The following is a 20,437-nucleotide window of genomic DNA, read 5'->3' as shown; positions in this document are numbered from 1 at the left end:
CACCACTTTTAATCGATCGAGGCCGGGTTTCGTGATGGCAAATACGGCCTAACCGGCAAAAGAGTTTCAGGGTTCGAAAAAAATTCGAAAAACCACCTGCCGCTGAAACTTATCAGACGGCTGCCTCGTATCTGCGCTGTCCAAAGACAATTTCTACAATGCGATAGCGAGGATCGATGACCGACACCGAAACAATGCGACGAGACAACCGGCGCCGCATCGCGATAGTGGGAACGGGAATTTCCGGTCTGTCAGCAGCCTGGCTCTTGTCGCAAAGGCACGATGTCACTGTCTTCGAGGCGGCAGACCGCGTCGGAGGCCACAGCAACACGGTGACATTCGATACGAGGAATGGCCCGATCCATGTCGATACGGGTTTCATTGTCTATAACGACTGGACATACCCCAATCTGACCGCGCTTTTTCGAAAGCTGAACGTGCCGACCGCAGCCTCGAACATGTCGTTCGCTGTTTCCCTTGATAATGGCGGCTTTGAATATTCCGGCGGAAACGGGTTTGGCCTGCTCGCACAGAAGAGAAATGCTCTAAAACCCCGCTTCTGGTCGATGCTTGCGGACCTCCTGCGATTTTATCGCAACGCCCCGCGTGACCTGCACTCGATGGCTGACATTTCCCTCGACGATTATCTGACGCGTAATCGCTACGGCGCAGCGTTCCGCGACGATCATCTCTACCCGATGGCTGCGGCGATATGGTCCACACCGGCCATGGAAGTAGGCCGTTATCCGGCGGCGCATTTCATCAAGTTCTGCCGCAATCACGGTTTGCTGTTGCTGCGCAACCGGCCGGTCTGGCGCACCGTCGTTGGTGGCTCGCGCGAATATGTAAAACGCCTCACGGCACCGTTTGCAGACAGAATTCGCCTGTCAACGCCAGTGACGCATATTCGCCGCCTGCCGCACGGCGTCGAAATTACAACTGCGCAGGGTGAGATTGCCGGCTTCGATGACGTGGTCATCGCGACGCATGCGGATCAGGCGCTGGACTTGCTGGCCGATGCGACACGTGTCGAAAAACGCATTCTCGGTGCCTTTGGTTATACGCGAAACCGGGCCGTGCTTCACACTGACAACACCTTCATGCCGCGCCGCCGCGCGGCTTGGTCAAGCTGGAATTATGTGGCCGACACGCGCACCGAAGCGGGCCAGCCCAGCATCACATACTGGATGAACCGGCTCCAGCCGCTCGGCGAAGCCGAGGATATTTTCGTGACCTTGAACCCGGCGCGGGAACCGCATCAAGGAAAGATCATCGCCGAAGAGACCTATCACCACCCCGTCTTTGACGCCGGAACTGAACAGATGCGCCAGGAACTATGGGCCTTGCAGGGCTTGCGAAACACCTGGTTCTGCGGCGCCTATTTCGGTTCCGGTTTTCATGAAGACGGCCTCCAGGCCGGGCTTGCCGTCGCTGAAGATCTCGGTGGCCTGTCCCGCCCATGGAAGGTGACGGACGACAGCGGCCGGATCATCCGCCTCGATTTGGAGACGATTGCCAGGGACACGCGATCCATGGAGGCGACGGCATGAAGCCTCTCCTCGTCTCTGCGCTTTTCCCTGGCCATGTCACCCACGCCCGGTTCAAGCCAAAAACCCACAAACTGGACTATCGAATCTATTCGCTATTTCTCGATCTCGATGAGTTGGAGACGCTGGACCGGAAATTGCGGTTTTTCTCGGTGGACCGGTTCAACCTGTTTTCATTTCATCGCAGGGACCGAGGCAACGGCAGCGGGCTTGGGCTGCGCCAGCAGATAGATGCGGCAATGACGGCGGCGGGCATGACAGCGGATGGAGGGCCGGTGCGCCTGCTTACCATGCCGCGTTTGCTTGGCTGGGCCTTTAATCCGCTCAGCGTGTTCTTCTGCCATGGCCGCGACATGGAACTCAAAGCCATCCTTGGGAAGTGGACAACACTTTCGGCCAACGGCATTCCTATCTGATCCCCGTAGAGGCCGGCATGGGCGCGGAGATCGTACAGCGCTGTGACAAGGCTTTTTATGTCTCGCCCTTCATGGACATGAACCTTCACTATGTTTTCCGCGTCATCCCGCCTGGGGAGAGGCTGAAGATCGTCATTGAAACATTCGACGATGATGGCGCCGTCCTGACCGCCCGGCATCTTGCCCGAAGGGTCGAACTGACCGATCGAGCCTTGCTGAGAGCCTTTGTCACCATTCCTTTCCTGACCCTGAAAGTCGTTCTCGGCATTCACTGGGAAGCGCTGAAAATCTGGCTGAAGGGGGTGGCGCTGAGAAAGCGCCCGCCGCCACCCGCACAGCCAATATCCTTCGTTCACCCTTCATCGTCGCAAATCGAGGCCAGAATTCATGACCCCGTTTGACAATCTCTCGGAATTACCGGTGCAGAACACCCGCGTCAGCGGCCGTATGGGCCTCGGCACTTGGCTCATCACCCGGCTGCTGAACAATATTCACCGCGGCCGGCTTCGCATCACCCTCCCCGGCGGCGGAACCATCGAAAAATCGGGGACATCGGAAGGCATCGACGCCATTCTCGTTCTGCATAACTGGCGGGCAATCCGCCGTCTGTTCGTCAATGGTGATATTGGCTTTGCGGAAGGCTTCATTGAGAACGACTGGTCCACACCGGACCTGACCGCGCTTATCCGTTTCGCCGCGCAAAATCGTGATGCTTTCACGAAATCAATGCGCGGCAGCCTGCCCATGCGCCTCATCAACCGGCTTGCGCACGGGCTGAACGCCAATACCAGACGTGGCAGCCGACGCAACATCGAGGCGCATTACGATCTCGGCAACGAGTTTTACCGGCAATGGCTCGATCCCTCGATGCTTTACTCCTCGGCGATTTTCAACCTGATGACACCAACCCTTGAGGCAGCGCAGCAGAGGAAACTCGAGCGTATTGCGGAAAAGTTGCAGTTGACCGGCAACAAGGATGTGCTGGAAATCGGCTGCGGCTGGGGCGCGCTCGCCATTCACCTCGCCACGCAGCACAATGCCAACGTGACCGGCATCACCCTGTCGCCCTCCCAGTTGCGCTGGGCGGAAAATGCTGCGGAAAAAACAGACAAGGCTGACCGGATCAAACTGAAGCTGCAGGACTACCGCGACGTCAAAGGTCAATTCGACAACATCGTCTCCGTGGAAATGTTTGAAGCTGTCGGCGAAGCCTATTGGCCAAGCTATTTCGGGACGCTGAAGCGCTGCCTGAAACCCGGCGGTCGGGCGGTGCTGCAAATCATATCCATTGAAGAAAACCGCTTCGATACGTATCGGCGCAAGGCCGATTTCATTCAGAAATACGTGTTTCCTGGCGGCTTCCTGCCCTCCGATTCAGCTTTGGAAAAAGCCGTGGGGCAAGCCGGCCTCAAACTCACGGAAAAGGAGCTTTTCGGCCAGTCCTATGCGCTCACACTGGCGGAATGGCGCCAGCGTTTCCATGCCCGGTGGCAGACTATTTCCCTGCTCGGCTTCGACGAGCGCTTTCGGCGGATGTGGGACTATTACCTCTGCTATTGCGAAGCAGGTTTTGCCGAGGGAACCATTAACGTCGGGCTGTACACAATAGAACACGGATGAGGCGGGACTAAAAAACGGAGAACCACGATGAAGATCCTTGGATTGGCAATTGCATCCGCCCTGTCTCCGTTGCTGGCAGGGACAAGTGCGACGGCAGCCGATATCAACGGCAACTGGGCGCGGGGCGACGGCAAGGCGAAAGTGCTGATCGCTCCCTGCGGCGAGAAAATATGTGCGACAAACACATGGATCAAACCCGGCACCCAGAAAGAAAAGACCGGCGATCGCCTGATCATGGACATCAGGCCGGGCGAGACGGGCAATTACACCGGCACGGCCTTCGACCCGCAGCGGGATAAATCCTACAACATAACGGTGACGGTGGCAGGCAACAACATGACTACGAAAGGCTGCATCATCGCCGGTCTGCTGTGCAAGGGTATAAGCTGGACCAGGATCGACTAGCCACGTCCCAGATCCTCCCTCTCTCGTCAACCAGACCAAAAAGTCGCCTGATCAATGGCAAAGGAAAAAATCGATGAAGACATATCTTGCCGCCTATTTCTTCACCCTGGTTGCCTTTCTGGTGATCGATTTCATCTGGTTGAGCACCATGGCGTCACGACTTTATCGACCGGCCATCGGCGATCTTCTGGCGGAAAATTTCCGTCTCGCTCCGGCGATCATCTTTTATCTCATCTACGCCGCCGGCCTTACTTTTCTCGCCGTGCGTCCGGCACTTATTTCGGGACAATGGAGCACGGCGCTGCTTTACGGCGCTGCCGTGGGCTTCATGGCTTATGCCACATATGATCTGACCAATCAGGCGACGCTGAAAAGCTGGTCGACGACCCTGACCGTTGCCGATCTGCTGTGGGGCACCTTCGTCTCCGCGGCAGCGGCCGTCATCGGCTTTCTTGTCACGGTACGCATCATTGGCCCGTTGGAAAACTCGGCAGGCTGGCCATGATGACCATCGCCTCCTGCAGCCTGCGCCCGATGATCACAGGGCGTGTCCGGAACGAACTTCCCAAGCATCTCTTGTCTTCCTTCGAAAGACGATCCTATAAAGGAAGAATAGCAAGGAAGGTTCGAATGCAGGGCACAGAGATCGCAAGCCTTATCCACCGCGTCGGCATGGGTGATCGTTCAGCATTCGTCTCGCTTTACCAGGCAACAAGCCCGAAGCTTTTTGCGATCTGCCTGAAAATCCTGCGGGACAGAACGGACGCCGAGGAGGCGCTGCAGGAAATTTATATCAAGGTGTGGCAGCGCGCCCGCACATTTGCCGCTAGTGCCGGCAAACCGGCGACATGGCTCGCCACCATCGCGCGCAACCACGCCATAGATACGATTCGCGCCCGCAGACCTGCTGGCAATGACATTGACGAGGCATATGACCTCGTCGACGAAAGCGTTCGCGATCCTGAACAGCATGTTGTTCTGGCGGATGAAGGCCGCAGGATCGACGACTGCATGCGGGAACTTGAAACTGTGCACGCACAGGCAATACGCCGGGCCTATGTCGAGGGTCTGAGCTATCTCGAACTCGCCGACGAATTACGCGTGCCACTGAATACGGTTAGAACCTGGCTGCGGCGCAGTCTTCTCAAACTCAGAGAGTGCATGCAGCGATGACGACGGGCGACCACAGCGGCGGAATGCACTCGCGCGATGAAATACTCGCAGGCGAATATGTGCTCGGTGTCCTGCCGCTTGAAAAGCGCCGCGAAGTGGAACAGCGTATCCAGGAGGACAGGGTCTTCGCGCAACTGGTGCAGCGCTGGGAGACCGAGTTTTCAGACTTTAACGCCGATTACCAGGAAGAGACGCCCAGCGCCGCTATTCTTGCCCGTATTCAAGAGCGTCTGTTCGGCAGCAGAGCGGTCAACACGAATGGCACCTTGTGGAACTCCGCATCTTTCTGGCGCTGGATATCTGTGGCCACCAGCGCAACCGCCGTGGCTGCCGTCGTTTATGCCGCGTTCCCGGAACAACGGGACGGCACAAGCCCGCTTGTGGCCGAGCTTGCGACAACCGACAGCCAGGTCAATCTCCTCGCGTCCTACGACGCGGAATCGGGCCGAATGCGTATCGTTCCCGTGGCGACCGGAAAGACGGACGAAAAGTCACTGGAACTGTGGCTCGTCATGGACGGCGGCAAGACCCGCTCGCTCGGCGTTTTCCAGCCCGGCACGAATGGCGACCTCGTCATTCCCGCCGACATGCGTGGCAATATAAAGGAAGGTACGACTTTCGCGATCAGTGTCGAACCATTCGGTGGTTCACCGACCGGTCAGGCAACCGGTCCGGTCATTGCTGTCGGCACCGCCCGGTGGGGTTGATGCCCCAGTGGGCCGTCTCCAGCCATGGTATTGTCATGCTGCCGCCGGAAAAGAAAGACGCAATTCCGTGTCCAGCATGGCTGCAGAATCCAGGACTGGCAAGGGTGATCCGCCGTATCTGAAGCGAAACGCCGCGCTGCTGCGGCCGTTCTCAATTTTACCGCCACCGCCATCCGTCTTTTCGCAACGTGCTGCAGCCCAACACGTAACCCACACCCGCGGCCAGGCAAAGTGAAGCCCAAGGACTTCTGCCGATCGCGCGGCGTGCGGCGCGGCGATTGATCCGGGCAACCGCATTTACAGACACCAAAGCCCGTGAAGCGGTTTCGCCAGCACGGACTTTCAAACTGTCGATCTCGGCGCGCAGTGCGTTTATCTCATCGCTCAATTGCGCTGCAAGGCTGTCATCGCGCTCCGCTACCTCTGCAAGCGCCGCGTCAACGAGGGGAGCGTCGGAGATTTGCGGCTGGACACCCGCGTGGTTCGGCTGTCCGTCGCCCTCTGATGGCGCGGGAACAGAACTGCCATGTTGTTGAAAGGTATTTTGGTTCATCGAAGCCTCCTTGATCAGCATCTAACCCGCGCCTCTCTCGGATGTTCCAGCAAGAATGATTGCTTTGCGTTGTCAATCGGCGTCGTAACGGGACCCCTTATCGGCTCCCAAAAGGGACCCCTGCCTCTAGTTGCATCGGGTCAGCGCGCGTAGGCCCGGGGCTCTCCATTTAGCGCAAGGGCCTGCGGGCGCGGGTTGTTTGTCTTTTCGGCTTTAGCTTTGAGAGCGGTTTTTAAAGCGCCAGGATTCGTTCCCGGTTTCCACGATCTCGCAATGGTGGGTGAGCCTGTCGAGCAGAGCGGCGGTCATCTTGGCGTCGCCGAATACGGCCGGCCACTCGCCGAAGGCCAGGTTCGTCGTGACGATGATGGACGTCCGCTCGTAGAGCCTGCTGATGAGGTGGAAGAGGAGCTGGCCGCCCGCCTGGGCAAATGGGAGATAGCCCAGTTCGTCCATGATGACGAAGTCGAGCCTGGTGATGAAGTCGGCCAGCCGTCCCTGTTTGCCGCTACGTGCCTCCGTCTCGAGCCGATTGACGAGGTCGACGACGTTGAAGAAGCGGCCGCGTGCGCCATTGCGGATCAGAGCACGAGCAAGGGCGATGGACAGGTGAGACTTTCCCGTGCCGGTTCCGCCGACCAGAACGATATTGTGCTGCTCGGCGAGGAAGGCCCCGGTTGCGAGTTGGCGCACCAGGCCTTCGTTGACCGGCGTGTCGGTGAAGTCGAAGTCGTCGATGTCCTTGGCCAGCGGCAGCTTGGCGACGGTGATCTGGTATTTGATGGAGCGCGCTTGCTTCTCGGCGATCTCCGACTGAAGCAGGTCACCGACGATGCGCGGCGGTTCGTGCTGTCGCTTGATGCCGGAGGCCATGATCTCGTCATAGGCGCTACGCATGCCGAACAGCTTCAGCGTGCCCATCATGTCGAGGATTTGGGATCGTTCCATATCAGCTTGCCCTCCTCAGGCTGTCGTAACGGGCGCAGTCGGCCAGAGGCTCATGGGTCAGGCGAAGCGCATCGGGGATGGAAAGGATGGCGGCCGGCTGCGGATCACGCTTGCGGGCCAGAATGTTGATGATGACGGCGGCCGAGAACACGCCCTGATCGATCGCCTCCTGGCAGGCCGCTTCGACGGCGGGGAGCCCGTCCAGGCCCACGCATTCGAGGATCGACACCATCTGCCGGTCGCCGTCATGCATTGCCTTCAGCCGGCGGCGCACCTTCTCCATGGCGGCGGGCAAAACCCAGTCGTGGAACGGCGCACCGTTGCGCAGTGCTCCCGGTTTGCGGGTCAGGACCGGCACGTAATGCCAGGGATTATAGATCGTCTCGCCACGGCCGAAGCAGCGATCGTGTTGGCCGATTTCCACGCCATCCTGCCGGATGACGATGCGATCTGCATAGGCATGTATCTCGGCAGGGCGGCCGACTGCCGTAGACAGTACCGAGTATTTGTTGTTGTCGAAACGCACGAGGCAGGTCTTGCCGATCGAGGCCTGCACAGCGTGGAAGCCGTCGAATTTGCCGGGATAGCCGACCAGGTGCGGCCGCTCCGCATCGAACACCTCCCAGATCGTGCGCTCCGTCTGATCGACGTGCTTATGAGCGCGGGCGTAACTGATGCACTTGTCCAGCAACCAGCCATTCAGTTCATCGTAGGATTTGAAGCGCAGTCGCGGCGTGAAGAAGCGTTCGCGCACCAGATTGACCTGGTTCTCGACCTGGCCTTTCTCCCACCCCGACGCCGGCGTGCAGGCCACCGGTTCGATCAGGTAATGGCTGCACATCTGTAGGAAGCGGCGATTGTATTGCCGTTCCTTGCCGACGAAGACCGTCTCCACCGCGGTCTTCATATTATCATAGATGCCGCGCGTGCAGGCCCCGCCGAAGAAAGCGAACGCCCTGTCATGGGCGTCGAAGACCATCTCTTGCGTCTCGCGCGGATAGGCTCTCACATACATCATCCGGCTGTGGCAGAGCCGGATATGCGCAACCTTCACCGTCGTCGTCACGCCGTTCAGCACGACAATCTCGTGGCTCCAGTCGAACTGGTAGGCCTCGCCCGGCGCGTAATAGAGCGGCACATAGGCTTGCGCCGTCACGGACCCGCGCTCCTTCGCCCATGTTCGGGCGTAACGCCGGACTGTGTCGTAACCGCCCTCGTAGCCGAGGTCGCGCAAGTCCTCGAATATCCGGATCAGTGTCAGCCGTTCGCGAGAAGATTTGGCCTCATTGGCGAGGAGCATTCCATCGAGCTGACCGCGCCAGGGGCCGAGCTTCGGCTGAGGTTGACGGGTCCGTTCGTATTTGAACTCCGTCTCATCGGTGCGCAAAACCTTCCGCACCACTTTCCGCGATATGCCCAACTCCCGGCAGATCGCCTTGATCGACTTGCCCTGAACATGGGCTAGCCGCCGTATCTTCAGAATTGTTTCCACAATAAGCATCCGAACAAAAAGCCTCCGATGAAACCGGAGGCTGTTGTAACCCCATTGCAAATGGGGGTCCCGTTTGGACGCCGATCACCCCATGTGCGGGGTCCTTATTCCATGCCTAATCACACTTTGCGTCGCGTAAAGCCCTGGCCGGTGGGTCTTGCGAACACTTGCTTCAGCTATCGCACAACACCGGGACCGCGCCTCGTCAGACGTCGCCGTCAATGGGTCAAACTGTCGAAGGTTCTTTAGAGGCCGGCGACGCGAGATAAGACACATCGCAGACAGGGAATCGGTCTTGAATCCGGATTTGCCTGCGACGGCGATCGGGGGTGAAACTTTTTTGAGCGCGACGAGTTTGGTTCACGAGCAATGAAGCTCGCATTTCCCACAGCATGCAGTCATCCGCCATGCGGAGAATCTGCCCCCTTTCGGAGGAGATACCGTGAACTCTATCATTTACCTAGTCGGGCTGGTCGTGGTCGTCCTGTTCATTCTCTCACTGTTGGGGTTACGCTAATGGTTGATCCAATCGTTACTGACGCCAATCGGAGCTACGTCGACTGGCCTGCCATTTTTGCCGGAGCGTTTATTGCCTCCGGGGCAATGGCGGTTCTCACCGCGTTTGCCAGCGGATTGGGACTGAGTTCAATCTCGGCGGACAATGGCGGTGAGATCAGTTCAGTCTGGCTGATCATAACCGGCCTCTTCGTAGTCATTTCCATGGTCGGCTCTTACATGCTGGGCGGTTACATCACCGGCCGGATGCGCAGACCCGCAGGGCAGGCGGACCGAAACGAATTGACCGTTCGTGACGGCCTGAATGGGCTGGTGGTTTGGGGGATTGGAACGGTCGTCTCGGCATTCCTAGCCCTGGGCGTTCTTTCAGGTGGTGCAAGAGCTGTTGGAAGCGCCGCCCAGACAGCAATTGAGGCAACGGGAACGGCGGTTGGTGGAGCGGCGCAAGGCGTCGGACAGATCGCCGGGGGAATCGTTTCGGGAGCCGGCAGTGCCGCTGGCGGTATCGCGCAAGGGGCCGGGCAGGCAGCAGCGCCCAGCATCGAGCAGATGCTTCCGCAGGGCCTCAGGGCCAATCCCCTCGATTATTTTACTGATACGCTGTTGCGAACGGATGGACAGGCAGCGTCGCCGCAGGCCGATCAAACGGTCGGTGACTACCAGCGGCAAATAAGCGGCATCCTGGGAAATCTGCTGTCGACAGGCGAAATTTCCGACGCTGACAGAAACTGGCTCACGACACAGATTGCTACGCGTACCGGCATCAGCCAGACCGATGCCCAGAACAGGGTCAATCAGACGGTGGAGCGGGTGCAGGCCGTACGGACGGAAGCGCAGCAAAAAGTCGATGAGGCACAAAAGCGCGTCGACGAAATGAAGGCGCAGGCAGAGAAAGCGCTGGAGGATGCCAAGAGGCAGGCGGCTGACGTTGCGGAGAAAGCACGAATCACCGGCATTCTGACCGCGTTTTTATTGGCGGCTTCAGCAATCGTGTCCTCTGCAGCAGCTTACATCGGCGCTGTTCACGGTGGACGACATAGGGATGAAGGACGAATCTGGGGCGGCCTCGCCTACAGGAGATAGCCCTTCATATCTGCAGAGGAGTCCCGCCCGTCTCGGGCGGGGCCCCGATTATAAGCCATTCCGCGCTCTTCGGCCTCATTACGCCGCGCCATCATCCTTCGACATTTCCGCCTCAATGACGCAGATCACACCGCTCTTCTCGTAGACGAATTTCGTCTCGCCCTTCAATTCGGCGGACAGAAGCCGCTCGATGAGCGTCGAACCGAAACCCCTGCGCCGGGGCGGAGCAACCTCCGGCCCCCCTCGCTCCTCCCACACAATCCGCAGGCGGTTATCTGCAAGAGGCTCGAATTGCCACGAGATGGATACCTGGCCGCCAGGCGCGGACAGTGCACCGTATTTTGCCGCGTTGGTCGCCAGTTCGTGGAGAGCAAGGGAAAGTGACACGACCGCTCTCGGGGGCAAGGGAACGCTAGGCCCGCCAATCTGAAAGGCGTCGACGGGATAAGGTGACAAGGCCTGCTGCATGACGGCCTTGAGATCTGCGTGCTGCCAATCGGCGTGCACCAGCAGGTCCTGCGCTCTGCTCAGCGACGCCAATCTGCTGGTGAAGGCTTCCACCTCCTCGTGGTTTGCCTTGTCGCGACCAAGCGTTTGTCTCGCAATTGCCGTCACAGTCGCAAGGACGTTCTTGACGCGATGATGGAGTTCATTGACGAGAATGGATTTCAGCCGCTCTGCATCCTTGCGGGCGGTGATGTCGTGCGCCGTCTTGGAGGCGCCTATAACACGTCCGTTGGCGTCGCGGATCGGCGACACGCTGAGAAGCACCTCGACAAGCCGCCCGTCCTTTCGACGACGCTGCGTCTCGTAGGGTTCAACGAAACGGCCTGCCCTGACCTCCGTTAGGATCCTCGGCTCCTCTTCCTGCCTCCCATCCGGCACCAACATCAGCACCGACCGGCCGACGACTTCATCCTGCGAATAACCATAGAGCTTTTCCGCAGCTGCGTTCCAGCTGGTGATCTTCATATCGAGATCGATGCCCATAATCGCGTCGTTGGAAGAGGCGATCATCGACGCGAGGTGTTTCTCGATCTCCTGCGCGTGTCGTCTCTCGCCGATATCGACCGAAATGGCGACAGCTTGCGACATGTTTCCCCCGTCATCGCGGATTGCGGAGACCGAGTTCGCGACCCACACCAGACTTCCGTCACCACGGACGTAGCGCTTTTCTATCTCGAAGCTTTCACCGGTCTGAACCATGTGCTGGAACAGGCGCTGGTTTTCGGGAAGATCGTCGGCAAACGTAATCTCCTGCATGCGGATGCCGATCAGCTCGTCCCTCGGCCGACCGACGATCCGACAGAAATGATCGTTCACGCTGAGGAGTTTTCCGGTCAGATCGCCCAGGGCTATGCCAGCGGCTGACTGCGCGAAGATGGCCCTTAGACGCTCCTCGCTCTCTCGCAAAGCCGCATCCGCCTTCACCCGCTCGGTCGTTTCGTTGACGATGCAGAACACACCACGCACGGTGCCGTCCTGATCCGCGACCGGAGAATACGAAATGTCGAAGTACACCGTTTCGGGGTAACCGTGTCTTTCGATATAAAATGGCCTGTCTTTTGCGGCGACCGTTTCTCCCTTCGCAAGGACGCGCTTCAGCAGCGGCTCAAGGTCATCCCAGAGTTCGTTCCAGTATTCTCGGGCGGGTCTGCCGAATGCGTGTGGGTGCTTGTTGCCTATGGTTGGCGCGTAGGCGTCGTTGTAGAACGCGACAAACTCCGGTCCCCAGAACATCACGATCTGCGCCTGTGAGGGAAGCATGATGCCGATGGCGGCATGCAGACAGGCAGGCCATTCCGATTTCGGGCCAAGTGGCCCTGATGCCCAGTCCACTGTGTCGAGGAGGCTGGATACGGGAACTGCGAGCGTGTTAACCTTGTCCAGGACGACGATCTCCACTGAGGATTTATAGAAGCAGCCTATAGAACTTTCGGGTGCGAGCAAAGTGTCTGTCACGGTTGCGGCATGTTTCCTGTGTCTGACCGTCGATATCGGCCGAAAGTCATCATGGCCGATCGTATTTCAATCAAAGCCCCATATATCTCCATCCGAGCGGCCCACCCCCGATCGCCTCCGCCTGCCTCCTGCAGTCCAGGGTCCTTTTCGGTGTGTCACTGGACCGTCTCGCTGCCCTGCATGAATACACGCATGAAGGAACGAGATGAAACTGCTTGCAAGCTATTTGGCCCGGCTTAAGAACGATACACATCACGTCAGCGATAACCGTGCTGCCTTTTAAATAAACCTCCGTGCGGCACCGGAATGCTGCCAAACCGTATTATGATTGGCTACTTCGCCCCGAACCACGGACGATACCTGCCAGGCCCCGTCACGAAATACAAAAACAGGGCCCCAACGATCGCCAGATTCTTGAAGAATTGCCCCTGCTGGGCATAGCGCGCCTCTTCCGGGAAAGACCAGAACGCATGGCTGAGCAAGGTGGCGACATAGGTAAAAGCCAGCAGTATCGCACCTGTTTCCCGGGCCCTTACCCCGAATATCAAGGCAGCGGCACCGAGGATTTCTACCAAAATCACAAGATATACGACGAGGCCGGAAAAAGGCACGCCCTTTGCGGCCAAAGAACCCGCAAAGCCGGAAATTTCGAAGAGCTTACCGACACCGGCTGCAGGAAGAGCGCGCTGATCGAAAGGCGCCCAAGAAGAATTATCGCATCATTTATCTTTGCAGTCATTGGAAGTTGCTGTTGAATCTTGCTTCGGCACTCTCGGCAGATTTATCATCGCGCCGCGCCTGTGGGCGCTACGAAGCGGCATGATCCATGCCGCCTTCCCTTCACGGCGCGGGCTGCTGCCATCCGTGCGCGCGCTTCTGGACTTTCTGGCGGATGAATATGCAAGACTTTCGGCTTTCGAGAGACAGCAAATTTTACCGTGAACCCCGCACAGGTGACCGTTGAACGTGCACGCTGGTTTCTGCGCACGTTGCGCAGTCAACGGTCAAACGGCCCCAATCCAGTATCAGTTTCTCCCGATCCTCACCTTTAGGCCGCTGCCTGGACGCCGCTTGCAGCTATCGATCAGGTTCCGCCGACCGAATGGAATGGCGTTGTTGTCGCCCGCGCCAACCATACGCAAGACAAGGAATCGTGCGCCGAACCGGCAGCCAAGTGCCGCTACGTATCAGGCCCTAGCGATTTGCCATACAGCGATCGCAGCTATTGCAGCCGGTATTGCGGCGACAATCAAGAAGATGGGCAGTTCCTGCATCACCGTGTAACCCGCTTTGGTCACGCCCACCCACATATTAACCAGCGCCATCGCAAGCCAGAGGGGGATGAAAGCTTTCGCGGCGACAGCCACACTTGCCGAATCCTCGCCCCACAGCCAACCGAACAGGCAGAATACACCGAACAGGGCAATGCCGCCCAGAATCACCAACATCATATGCATGATGCCAACCTTTCATGCCTCGCAGGCGAGAACGGGCGCCGAAGCCCGTTCCCCCAGTCGTTACTTGGTCGTATAACCGCCGTTGACGAGAATGGTTTGGCCCGTCATCCACCAACCATCCGAGACCATAAAACGGATGTAGGGGACGATGTCCTCGATGTCGGTAAGTCCCGTCTTGGAGAAACCGGAGAGCGCCGCCGCGGTCTTGTGGTAGGCGACGGCATCCGCTCCCTCGGCGGGATAGAAAAACGGGGTGTCCATCGGGCCGGGCCCGATCGCCGTGACCGAGATGCCGCGCTGACCGAACTCCTTCGAGGCTGCGCGGGTGAAATGCTCGACCGGCGCCTTGGTGCCCGCATAGCTCGCATAGAAAGGTGTGAACGCGCCGAGCAATGAGGTCACCAGCGTTACCAGCTTGCCGTTGTCATTAAGGTGCCTGCCGGCTTCCTTGATGAAGAAGAATGCGGTTTTCGCGTTGACGGCACTCATTTCATCATATTCGGCTTCAGATATCTCCAGGATTGGCTTCTTAAGGACCTTACCCACCGTGTTGATTGCAATGTCAGGGCGGCCGATGGCAGCGACAGCCTCGCCGAACAGCTTTTCGACGGCGCCCGCCGTTGTCAGGTCGGCTTTCAATGCCACTGCCTCGGCACCGGCCGCCTTGACTGCGGCCACTGTTGCATCCGCCTCCCCTTTGGTGGCAGCGCTGTTATAATGGATCGCAATTGCTTTTGCGCCGTGTGAGGCGAGATCGCGTGCTATCAGCCCGCCCAAATTCTTGGCGCCCCCGGCGATGATGACGGTTTTACCCTTGATGCTGTGATCGGTCATGGATGGCCTCCTTTTGCAGATGGGCAGCCGCATCTGCGCCCGCCGTCGCCAGCCAGAGTATCGTCTGGATTTTCGTGATAAAGTCATCCATTCTGGTTTCACTTGTTTGAAACCCCGCACAATCTGAGGCTCTTGTGGATCGCATCGACCTCTTTCGTGTGTTCACCCGCGTTGTGGAGTGCTCAAGCTTTACACGTGCAGCAGACACACTCGGCCTGCCACGGTCTACGGTTTCAGCTGCCGTTCTGGAACTGGAGGCGCGCGTCGGCGCCCGCCTGCTGCACCGGACCACCCGCAAGGTTTCAGCGACGCAGGATGGGTTGGCTTTTTACGAGAGGTGCCAGCGCATTGTCTCAGATGTCGAGGACACCGAGAACATCTTCCGACAAACCATCTCACGGCCATCGGGCAGGCTGAGGATCGACGTTCCGGGCCGGATCGGCCGGTTGATAATCGCGCCCGCCTTGCCGGATTTCCTTCATCGATTCCCTTTGATCGATATCGAGCTGGGGGTTACCGACCGCGCAGTCAATCTCATTGAAGAGAGTGTGGATTGCGTTTTGCGGGTCGGTGCATTGACCGACTCCGGTTTGATCGCGCGACAGATAGGCAGGCTGCCACTCATCAACATCGGCAGCCCAGCCTATTTTGCCGCGCATGGCACACCTTTCGCCCCGGACGATCTGTCGCAACATTGGGCAATTAACTACGCATCTCCTTCCACGGGGAGAATTGAAAGCTGGGAATGGCTGGAAAACGACACCGTTCGCTCGATGTCTATGCGTGCCCGCGTGACGGTCAACAGTGCAGAGGCCTATATTGCATGTTGTCTGGCAGGAATGGGTCTTATTCAGATACCTGCCTACGACGTCCGAGATCACTTGCAAAACGGCGCCCTGATCGAGGTGATGCCGGATTACAGGGCCCAATCCCTGCCCATGGCGCTGCTCTATCCACACAGGCAGCACCTCTCCCATCGTTTGCAGGTCTTCATAGACTGGTTGGAGGCACTGCTTAAGCGGGAGCTCCTGAGCGACGCCATTCTTCTTGAGGATTGACCTGGGGCCGAGACCAGAATGAGATTGTCCGGCAGCGGACCGATCACGCAAGACAACTGACACTCAGGCAAATCACCACCGCGATAATGCTGGCGGCGAAGGCTCCATGACGCGCCCTCAACGCATGTGTCACCTTCCGGCATGATGGACACGGGCCGAAACAGTCATCATAGTGCAGCAATAGAGCGACGCTACGGTCCGTCACTGAATGGCGTCACGGGCAGAGGCCGGCTCTTCCGAGAGCGAAGAGAAAGTTCGGGCAACCATCCCTGCCTCGGCCATTATGGGATTCACTGGCCTGCCGGCTCAGCTGGATGCTCTTCTCATGTTAACGCGGTGCGCCGCGCTGGAGGACAAGGCGAATGAAAACGAGATTTCTCGGTGGGACTGTCCTCGCTTTGGTGCTCTCCACCGCAATTGCCTCCGCTCAGCAGGCCTCTGACACTGTCGCGCCCGAAAATGCGACGGGAGCTGCAACTGCCAGACGTGTCGAGTCAAAGAGCTTCATGGTCGCCGCGGCCAATCCGCTCGCGGCTGAGGCGGGACGCGAGGTGATCGCAGCGGGCGGAAACGCCATAGATGCGATGGTGGCGGTGCAGACCGTGCTGGGCCTTGTCGAACCGCAGAGTTCCGGTCTCGGCGGCGGTGCCTTCCTGGTTTATTACCATGCAAAAACCGGCAAGTTGACGACGTTGGACGGCCGCGAGACGGCGCCCCGGGAAGCTACGCCTAAGCTCTTCCTGGATGATAAAGGTCAGCCGCTTAAATTCCTGGACGCAGTCATTGGCGGCCGTTCCGTTGGCACGCCGGGAACGGTGCGACTCCTGGAGGAAGCCCATAAACGGTATGGAAAAGCGGAATGGGCGAGCCTTCTGAAGCCCGCCGAAAAGCTGGCGACCGAGGGGTTCAAAGTATCACCGCGTCTTGCCTCCCTCATCGCTTCGGAGGGCGACCGGCTGAAGAAATATACAGAAGCCCGGTCATATTTCTTCGACGCCTCAGGGGCCGCCCTGCAAACCGGTGCCGTGTTGAAGAACCCGGCCTATGCCGAAACGCTTGCCGTGCTTGCCAAAGGCGGCGCCGACGCTTTTTACAAGGGGACAATCGCCGAGGCGATCGTCAAGACCGTGCGCGAAGCCGCCGACAATCCGGGCGTCTTGTCGCTGACCGACCTGTCCAACTATCGTGTGATCGAGCGCGCACCGGTCTGCTTCAATTATCGCGCTCTTGATGTGTGCGGGATGGGACCGCCGTCTTCGGGTGCCGTCGCCATCGGTCAAATACTCGGCCTGTCGGAGAATTTCGACCTGAAGAGCCTGGGGCCGAAGAATGTCGAAAGCTGGCGCATTATCGGCGATGCGCAACGCCTCGCCTTTGCCGACCGCGAGCGTTATGTCGCTGACGCCGATTTCGTCCCCCTGCCGATCAAGGGCCTGCTGGACAAAGCTACCTAAGCGAAAGGGCAAAGCTGCTCGATGGCGACAAGGCGTTGGCCAAGGATGCCGTCAAGGCCGGCGAGCCTGAATGGGACCACGCGCTCCTTTGGGGCCGGGATGCGGCGCTCGAGTTGCCCTCCACGAGCCATTTTGTCATTGCCGACAAGGACGGCAATGTGGTCTCTATGACGACGACAATCGAAAACGGCTTCGGCTCGCGTCTGATGACGAATGGTTTCCTGCTCAATAACGAGTTGACAGACTTCTCGTTCAAGACTCACGACGGCGGCCTGCCGGTCGCCAACCGCGTTGAGCCCGGTAAACGGCCGCGCTCGTCGATGGCCCCGACTATCGTGATGAAGGATGGTAGACCCCTGCTCGCCATTGGTTCACCCGGCGGCAGCCAGATCATCGGCTATGTGGCACAGGCGCTGATCGCCTACATTGACTGGGGCATGCCCGTTGAGGCGATCGTCGCCCAGCCACATCTCATCAACCGGTTTGGCACATACGATATCGAGGCCGGCACCAGCGCAGAAGATCTGGTGGGATCGCTCAAGGCGCTGGGTTACGAGGTAAAACCGGGTGAAATGAATTCCGGTTTGCATGCCATTGAGATGACCGCAAACGGGTTGGCCGGCAGCGCCGATCCCCGGCGCGAGGGAGCCGTTGTCGGAGAGTGAATGCGTCACGGCCACGAGCACCAGAACAGCGTGGAGGGTGTCTATCCGCCAAGATTGCAGGCACGAGGCGACAGTTCCCATATGATCTGGATACCTGACTAACGCCGCAGCCCATCCATGACCAGCCGGACGATCCTGTGCGCGCGGTCACGCCAATCCGGCCCTTCCGGTATGGAATAGATGCCGAAGAGCGCGTTCAGGACATCCGCACCTGCGATGTCTCCCTTTACGGCGTCAGCCTTGACGGCATTGTCGAGTAGCTCCTCGAACGCCGTATGCAAGAGCTTCGAGCCCTCCGCAAAAAGGGCGGAGTTGGAGGTGAACAGGAGTTTCAGACTGTTGGCCATGCCCCTTTTTGCCGCCATGTAGCTAACAAACCGGTTCATCCATTCTTCAACGGCTTTCGCGGGCTCTTCTTCCCGGATCAGGTCGCGCGCGGCCGTCGCAAGAATTTCCAGCTCGCGCCGATAGACGCCCTCCACCAGATGTTCGCGCGTCGGGAAGTGCCGGTACAGCGTCCCTATGCCAACGCCTGCACGCCTGGCAATATCTTCCAGCGAAGCCGCCGCGCCCTGCTCTGAAAATGCCAGCGCCGCGACTTCAATCAGCTTTTCCCGATTTCGCCGGGCGTCTGCACGCAAAGGGGCCGGTTCAACCGGAGGCGTCTGCTCCTTGGGCACGTGAAAGGCCGCTCCATTAAAAAATAGCTTGACGGACGACTGCAAGCCACTAAGTTAAACGGAGGCGCCTCCGTTTATGGGTGCGCCATTCGCTTCTTTAAATCAGATATGAGGCGGATGTCATGCCGAAATCAACGATTGGCGCTGATGAGCTCCCGACAACTCCAGAGTTCCTGAGGAACTTAACCTTCTGTCGCTCATTCTGATGTCACAATGCAGGAGGCACTTATGACACGATCGGCCGATAGCATCAGACATAACGATAATCCCGCAGATTGGTTGCGTCGCAGTGCCGATGCCTCAATCTTGGCAACACCTCAGCAAGCTTTTTCCACTGACAGGGCCTACGACGTCCTGAACTTTGCCATCGAGACCATGAAGGCAGGGCTTGAGGTGGCGCTGTGCACCTTGGTGGAAATACGCGGAGGCTCGTCCCGGCCGCTTGGCGCGCATATGGCGGTCGCGGAGGATGGCAGGTACTGCGGATATGTTTCTGGCGGATGCACGGAAGCGGCTATCGCCGCCGAAGCCTTGCAAGCGATGAAGAGCGGCCATGATCGCTTCGTCATGCTGGGCGAAGGCTCGCCGTTCTTCGATATCGTGCTGCCCTGCGGAGGCGGCATTACGGTTGCGATTCATCTTGTCAGGAACGTTGAACCGCTCTGTTCCACCAACATGCAGGTCGATCACCGGCAATGCGCATCTCTTTGTTATGCACCGGGTCTCGAGCAACTTTCGCCCGGCCTCCAGAGCAAGCCGACCGGCTGGGATGGCGATGTCTTCGTCACCCACTATCGGCCAAAAGTACGGACGGTTTTTTCCGGGCGCTCGCTCGAAGTGGAAAACGCCGTCAGCGTCGCGAGAGCTGCAGGATACGACGTTGTTCTCCTTGAGGATTCGCCGGGAACCAACATCGATGCATCGTTGATTGATCCCGACACGGCCGTTGCAGTTCTCCAGCATGACCTGGATCGGGAAATCCCGTTACTTGAGGCCGCTCTGCGCGCATCGCCTTTTTACATTGGCGCACTCGGCAGTTCCCGCACTCATGAGAAACGCGTCGAGCGATTGCGCCAGATGGGTCATTCGGATGAGTCAATCGCCCGGATCAAGGCTCCGATCGGCGTTTTTGGGCGGGCAAGAGACGCCTGCAGAATGCCTTTCGCTCGCACGGACGATCCCAGCGTCATCGCAGGCGACAACATCCACGTCCTGATCAGTTCGATATCGCTCTTCTCGAGTTTCCGCATCTCTCCTAGATAGTGCCGATCTCCTTTCGTTCAACGAGGTGAACTGTTCGGCGACCGCAGATCCAAACCAGCCTACGATTATCGGAAACGTCCTGCTTAGCCGAGGTATGGCTCTCCGGTTTAAAACGACGGGCCTTCCGGCCAGCAGGTGCTCAAGCGGCCATCGCGATATCAGCGATGATTTGCCCTGTTGTCATAAAGCAGCGCAGCGGCCTCGACCTTATCGCCATTAGCTACTGCCCATGAGCACAGGGCCTCAAACGGTTGCCGCAGAGAATGGCCCAGCGGGGTGATCGCGTATTCTACACCCACCGGCTGGGTCGGCAGGACGGTCCTCGTCACAAGACCGTTCCGCTCAAGCCTCTTTAGAGCATCGGCCAAGGCCTTGTGGGTGATACCGTCGAGACGGCGCTTGATCTCGTTGAAGCGCGAGGGCCTGGGACAAATCACCGTCAGGATCAGGATTGTCCATTTGTCCGCGATCTTGTCGAGCACGGGGCGAACCTGCGCCATGTCTCTAAGGGCGCACTGAGAAAGTGCTTCAAGGTCAGTATACTCGTCCATATCTAGGCTACTTAAGGTGCGTAATTGATACCAGATATCTAATGTATATCATG

General features: G+C 58.6%; 18 protein-coding genes and 2 pseudogenes. 11 read left to right on the top strand and 9 right to left on the bottom strand.

Annotated elements, in window-relative coordinates:
* The first annotated feature begins 176 nt into the window (after positions 1-176).
* From EGT36_RS22295 to EGT36_RS22265, 7 genes and pseudogenes are all read left to right on the top strand, one after another.
* Complete coding sequence (locus tag EGT36_RS22295; RefSeq protein ID WP_125271084.1) at positions 177-1,550, top strand: NAD(P)/FAD-dependent oxidoreductase; 1,374 nt, start codon at positions 177-179, stop codon at positions 1,548-1,550.
* Positions 1,547-2,364: pseudogene (locus EGT36_RS22290) on the top strand (DUF1365 domain-containing protein). Before EGT36_RS22295 ends, EGT36_RS22290 begins: the two are co-directional and overlap by 4 nt.
* Entirely contained in the window at positions 2,351-3,583 is a 1,233-nt protein-coding gene (locus tag EGT36_RS22285; protein ID WP_037092078.1) for an SAM-dependent methyltransferase, read from the top strand. The pseudogene EGT36_RS22290 and the gene EGT36_RS22285 overlap by 14 nt, the downstream one beginning before the upstream one ends.
* Before the next feature lie 27 nt (positions 3,584-3,610).
* Positions 3,611-3,988, top strand: coding sequence for a DUF2147 domain-containing protein (locus EGT36_RS22280; RefSeq protein WP_037092089.1), 378 nt, complete (start codon positions 3,611-3,613; stop codon positions 3,986-3,988).
* 73 nt (positions 3,989-4,061) lie between these two features.
* Positions 4,062-4,493 (top strand): DUF2177 family protein, encoded by a 432-nt coding sequence (locus EGT36_RS22275; RefSeq protein ID WP_004445929.1) that lies wholly within the window; start codon positions 4,062-4,064, stop codon positions 4,491-4,493.
* A 125-nt stretch (positions 4,494-4,618) separates the two neighbouring features.
* Positions 4,619-5,161 (top strand): sigma-70 family RNA polymerase sigma factor, encoded by a 543-nt coding sequence (locus EGT36_RS22270; RefSeq protein ID WP_037092120.1) that lies wholly within the window; start codon positions 4,619-4,621, stop codon positions 5,159-5,161.
* Positions 5,158-5,868, top strand: a complete 711-nt coding sequence (locus tag EGT36_RS22265; protein WP_004445932.1) for an anti-sigma factor — start codon at positions 5,158-5,160, stop codon at positions 5,866-5,868. The genes EGT36_RS22270 and EGT36_RS22265 overlap by 4 nt, the downstream gene beginning before the upstream one ends.
* A gap of 157 nt (positions 5,869-6,025) precedes the next feature.
* Here EGT36_RS22265 and EGT36_RS22260 read toward each other — a convergent pair whose 3' ends face one another.
* The 3 genes from EGT36_RS22260 to istA all read right to left on the bottom strand — a co-directional run bounded on the left by EGT36_RS22260 (position 6,026) and on the right by istA (position 8,870).
* Entirely contained in the window at positions 6,026-6,442 is a 417-nt protein-coding gene (locus tag EGT36_RS22260; RefSeq protein WP_004445933.1) for a hypothetical protein, read from the bottom strand.
* Between the two features lie 192 nt (positions 6,443-6,634).
* Positions 6,635-7,369 carry an IS21-like element helper ATPase IstB gene (istB, locus tag EGT36_RS22255; RefSeq protein ID WP_003501246.1) on the bottom strand — a complete coding sequence of 245 codons (735 nt, stop codon included), beginning with the start codon at positions 7,367-7,369 and terminating at the stop codon, positions 6,635-6,637.
* 1 nt (position 7,370) lies between these two features.
* Positions 7,371-8,870 carry an IS21 family transposase gene (gene istA, locus EGT36_RS22250; RefSeq protein ID WP_052821263.1) on the bottom strand — a complete coding sequence of 500 codons (1,500 nt, stop codon included), beginning with the start codon at positions 8,868-8,870 and terminating at the stop codon, positions 7,371-7,373.
* A gap of 507 nt (positions 8,871-9,377) precedes the next feature.
* Between istA and EGT36_RS22245 the strand changes: the two genes are divergently transcribed.
* Positions 9,378-10,460 (top strand): ATP synthase subunit B family protein, encoded by a 1,083-nt coding sequence (locus tag EGT36_RS22245; RefSeq protein WP_006699858.1) that lies wholly within the window; start codon positions 9,378-9,380, stop codon positions 10,458-10,460.
* Between the two features lie 78 nt (positions 10,461-10,538).
* Here EGT36_RS22245 and EGT36_RS22240 read toward each other — a convergent pair whose 3' ends face one another.
* The 4 genes from EGT36_RS22240 to EGT36_RS22220 form a co-directional block, all read right to left on the bottom strand.
* Positions 10,539-12,422 carry a PAS domain-containing HWE histidine kinase family protein gene (locus EGT36_RS22240; protein ID WP_245280351.1) on the bottom strand — a complete coding sequence of 628 codons (1,884 nt, stop codon included), beginning with the start codon at positions 12,420-12,422 and terminating at the stop codon, positions 10,539-10,541.
* A gap of 332 nt (positions 12,423-12,754) precedes the next feature.
* Positions 12,755-13,048 carry a DoxX family protein gene (locus tag EGT36_RS22235; protein WP_037092095.1) on the bottom strand — a complete coding sequence of 98 codons (294 nt, stop codon included), beginning with the start codon at positions 13,046-13,048 and terminating at the stop codon, positions 12,755-12,757.
* A gap of 561 nt (positions 13,049-13,609) precedes the next feature.
* Entirely contained in the window at positions 13,610-13,879 is a 270-nt protein-coding gene (locus EGT36_RS22225) for a hypothetical protein (RefSeq protein WP_034497418.1), read from the bottom strand.
* A gap of 60 nt (positions 13,880-13,939) precedes the next feature.
* A complete protein-coding gene (locus EGT36_RS22220; protein WP_037092101.1) occupies positions 13,940-14,713 on the bottom strand; it encodes an SDR family oxidoreductase in 774 nt (257 codons plus the stop codon).
* 134 nt (positions 14,714-14,847) lie between these two features.
* Between EGT36_RS22220 and EGT36_RS22215 the strand changes: the two genes are divergently transcribed.
* A complete protein-coding gene (locus EGT36_RS22215) occupies positions 14,848-15,771 on the top strand; it encodes a LysR family transcriptional regulator (protein WP_035208651.1) in 924 nt (307 codons plus the stop codon).
* Positions 15,772-16,133: 362 nt separating this feature from the next.
* A pseudogene (gene ggt, locus EGT36_RS22210) lies at positions 16,134-17,890 on the top strand (gamma-glutamyltransferase).
* Between the two features lie 98 nt (positions 17,891-17,988).
* Here the strand turns inward: ggt and EGT36_RS22205 are convergent.
* Entirely contained in the window at positions 17,989-18,570 is a 582-nt protein-coding gene (locus tag EGT36_RS22205; RefSeq protein WP_022563124.1) for a TetR/AcrR family transcriptional regulator, read from the bottom strand.
* Between the two features lie 306 nt (positions 18,571-18,876).
* On the opposite strand from EGT36_RS22205, the gene EGT36_RS22200 reads away from it, so the two are divergent.
* Complete coding sequence (locus EGT36_RS22200) at positions 18,877-19,833, top strand: XdhC family protein (protein ID WP_479829886.1); 957 nt, start codon at positions 18,877-18,879, stop codon at positions 19,831-19,833.
* Between the two features lie 158 nt (positions 19,834-19,991).
* On the opposite strand, the gene EGT36_RS22195 is transcribed toward EGT36_RS22200, so the two are convergent.
* Complete coding sequence (locus EGT36_RS22195) at positions 19,992-20,384, bottom strand: winged helix-turn-helix transcriptional regulator (RefSeq protein WP_022563258.1); 393 nt, start codon at positions 20,382-20,384, stop codon at positions 19,992-19,994.
* Between the last annotated feature and the right edge of the window lie 53 nt (positions 20,385-20,437).

This window comes from Agrobacterium sp. FDAARGOS_525 (assembly GCF_003938925.1).
Taxonomy (GTDB): Bacteria; Pseudomonadota; Alphaproteobacteria; order Rhizobiales; family Rhizobiaceae; genus Agrobacterium; species Agrobacterium pusense.
Note: the sequence above shows the minus strand (reverse complement) of the source record. Positions and strands in the feature narration are given on the sequence as shown.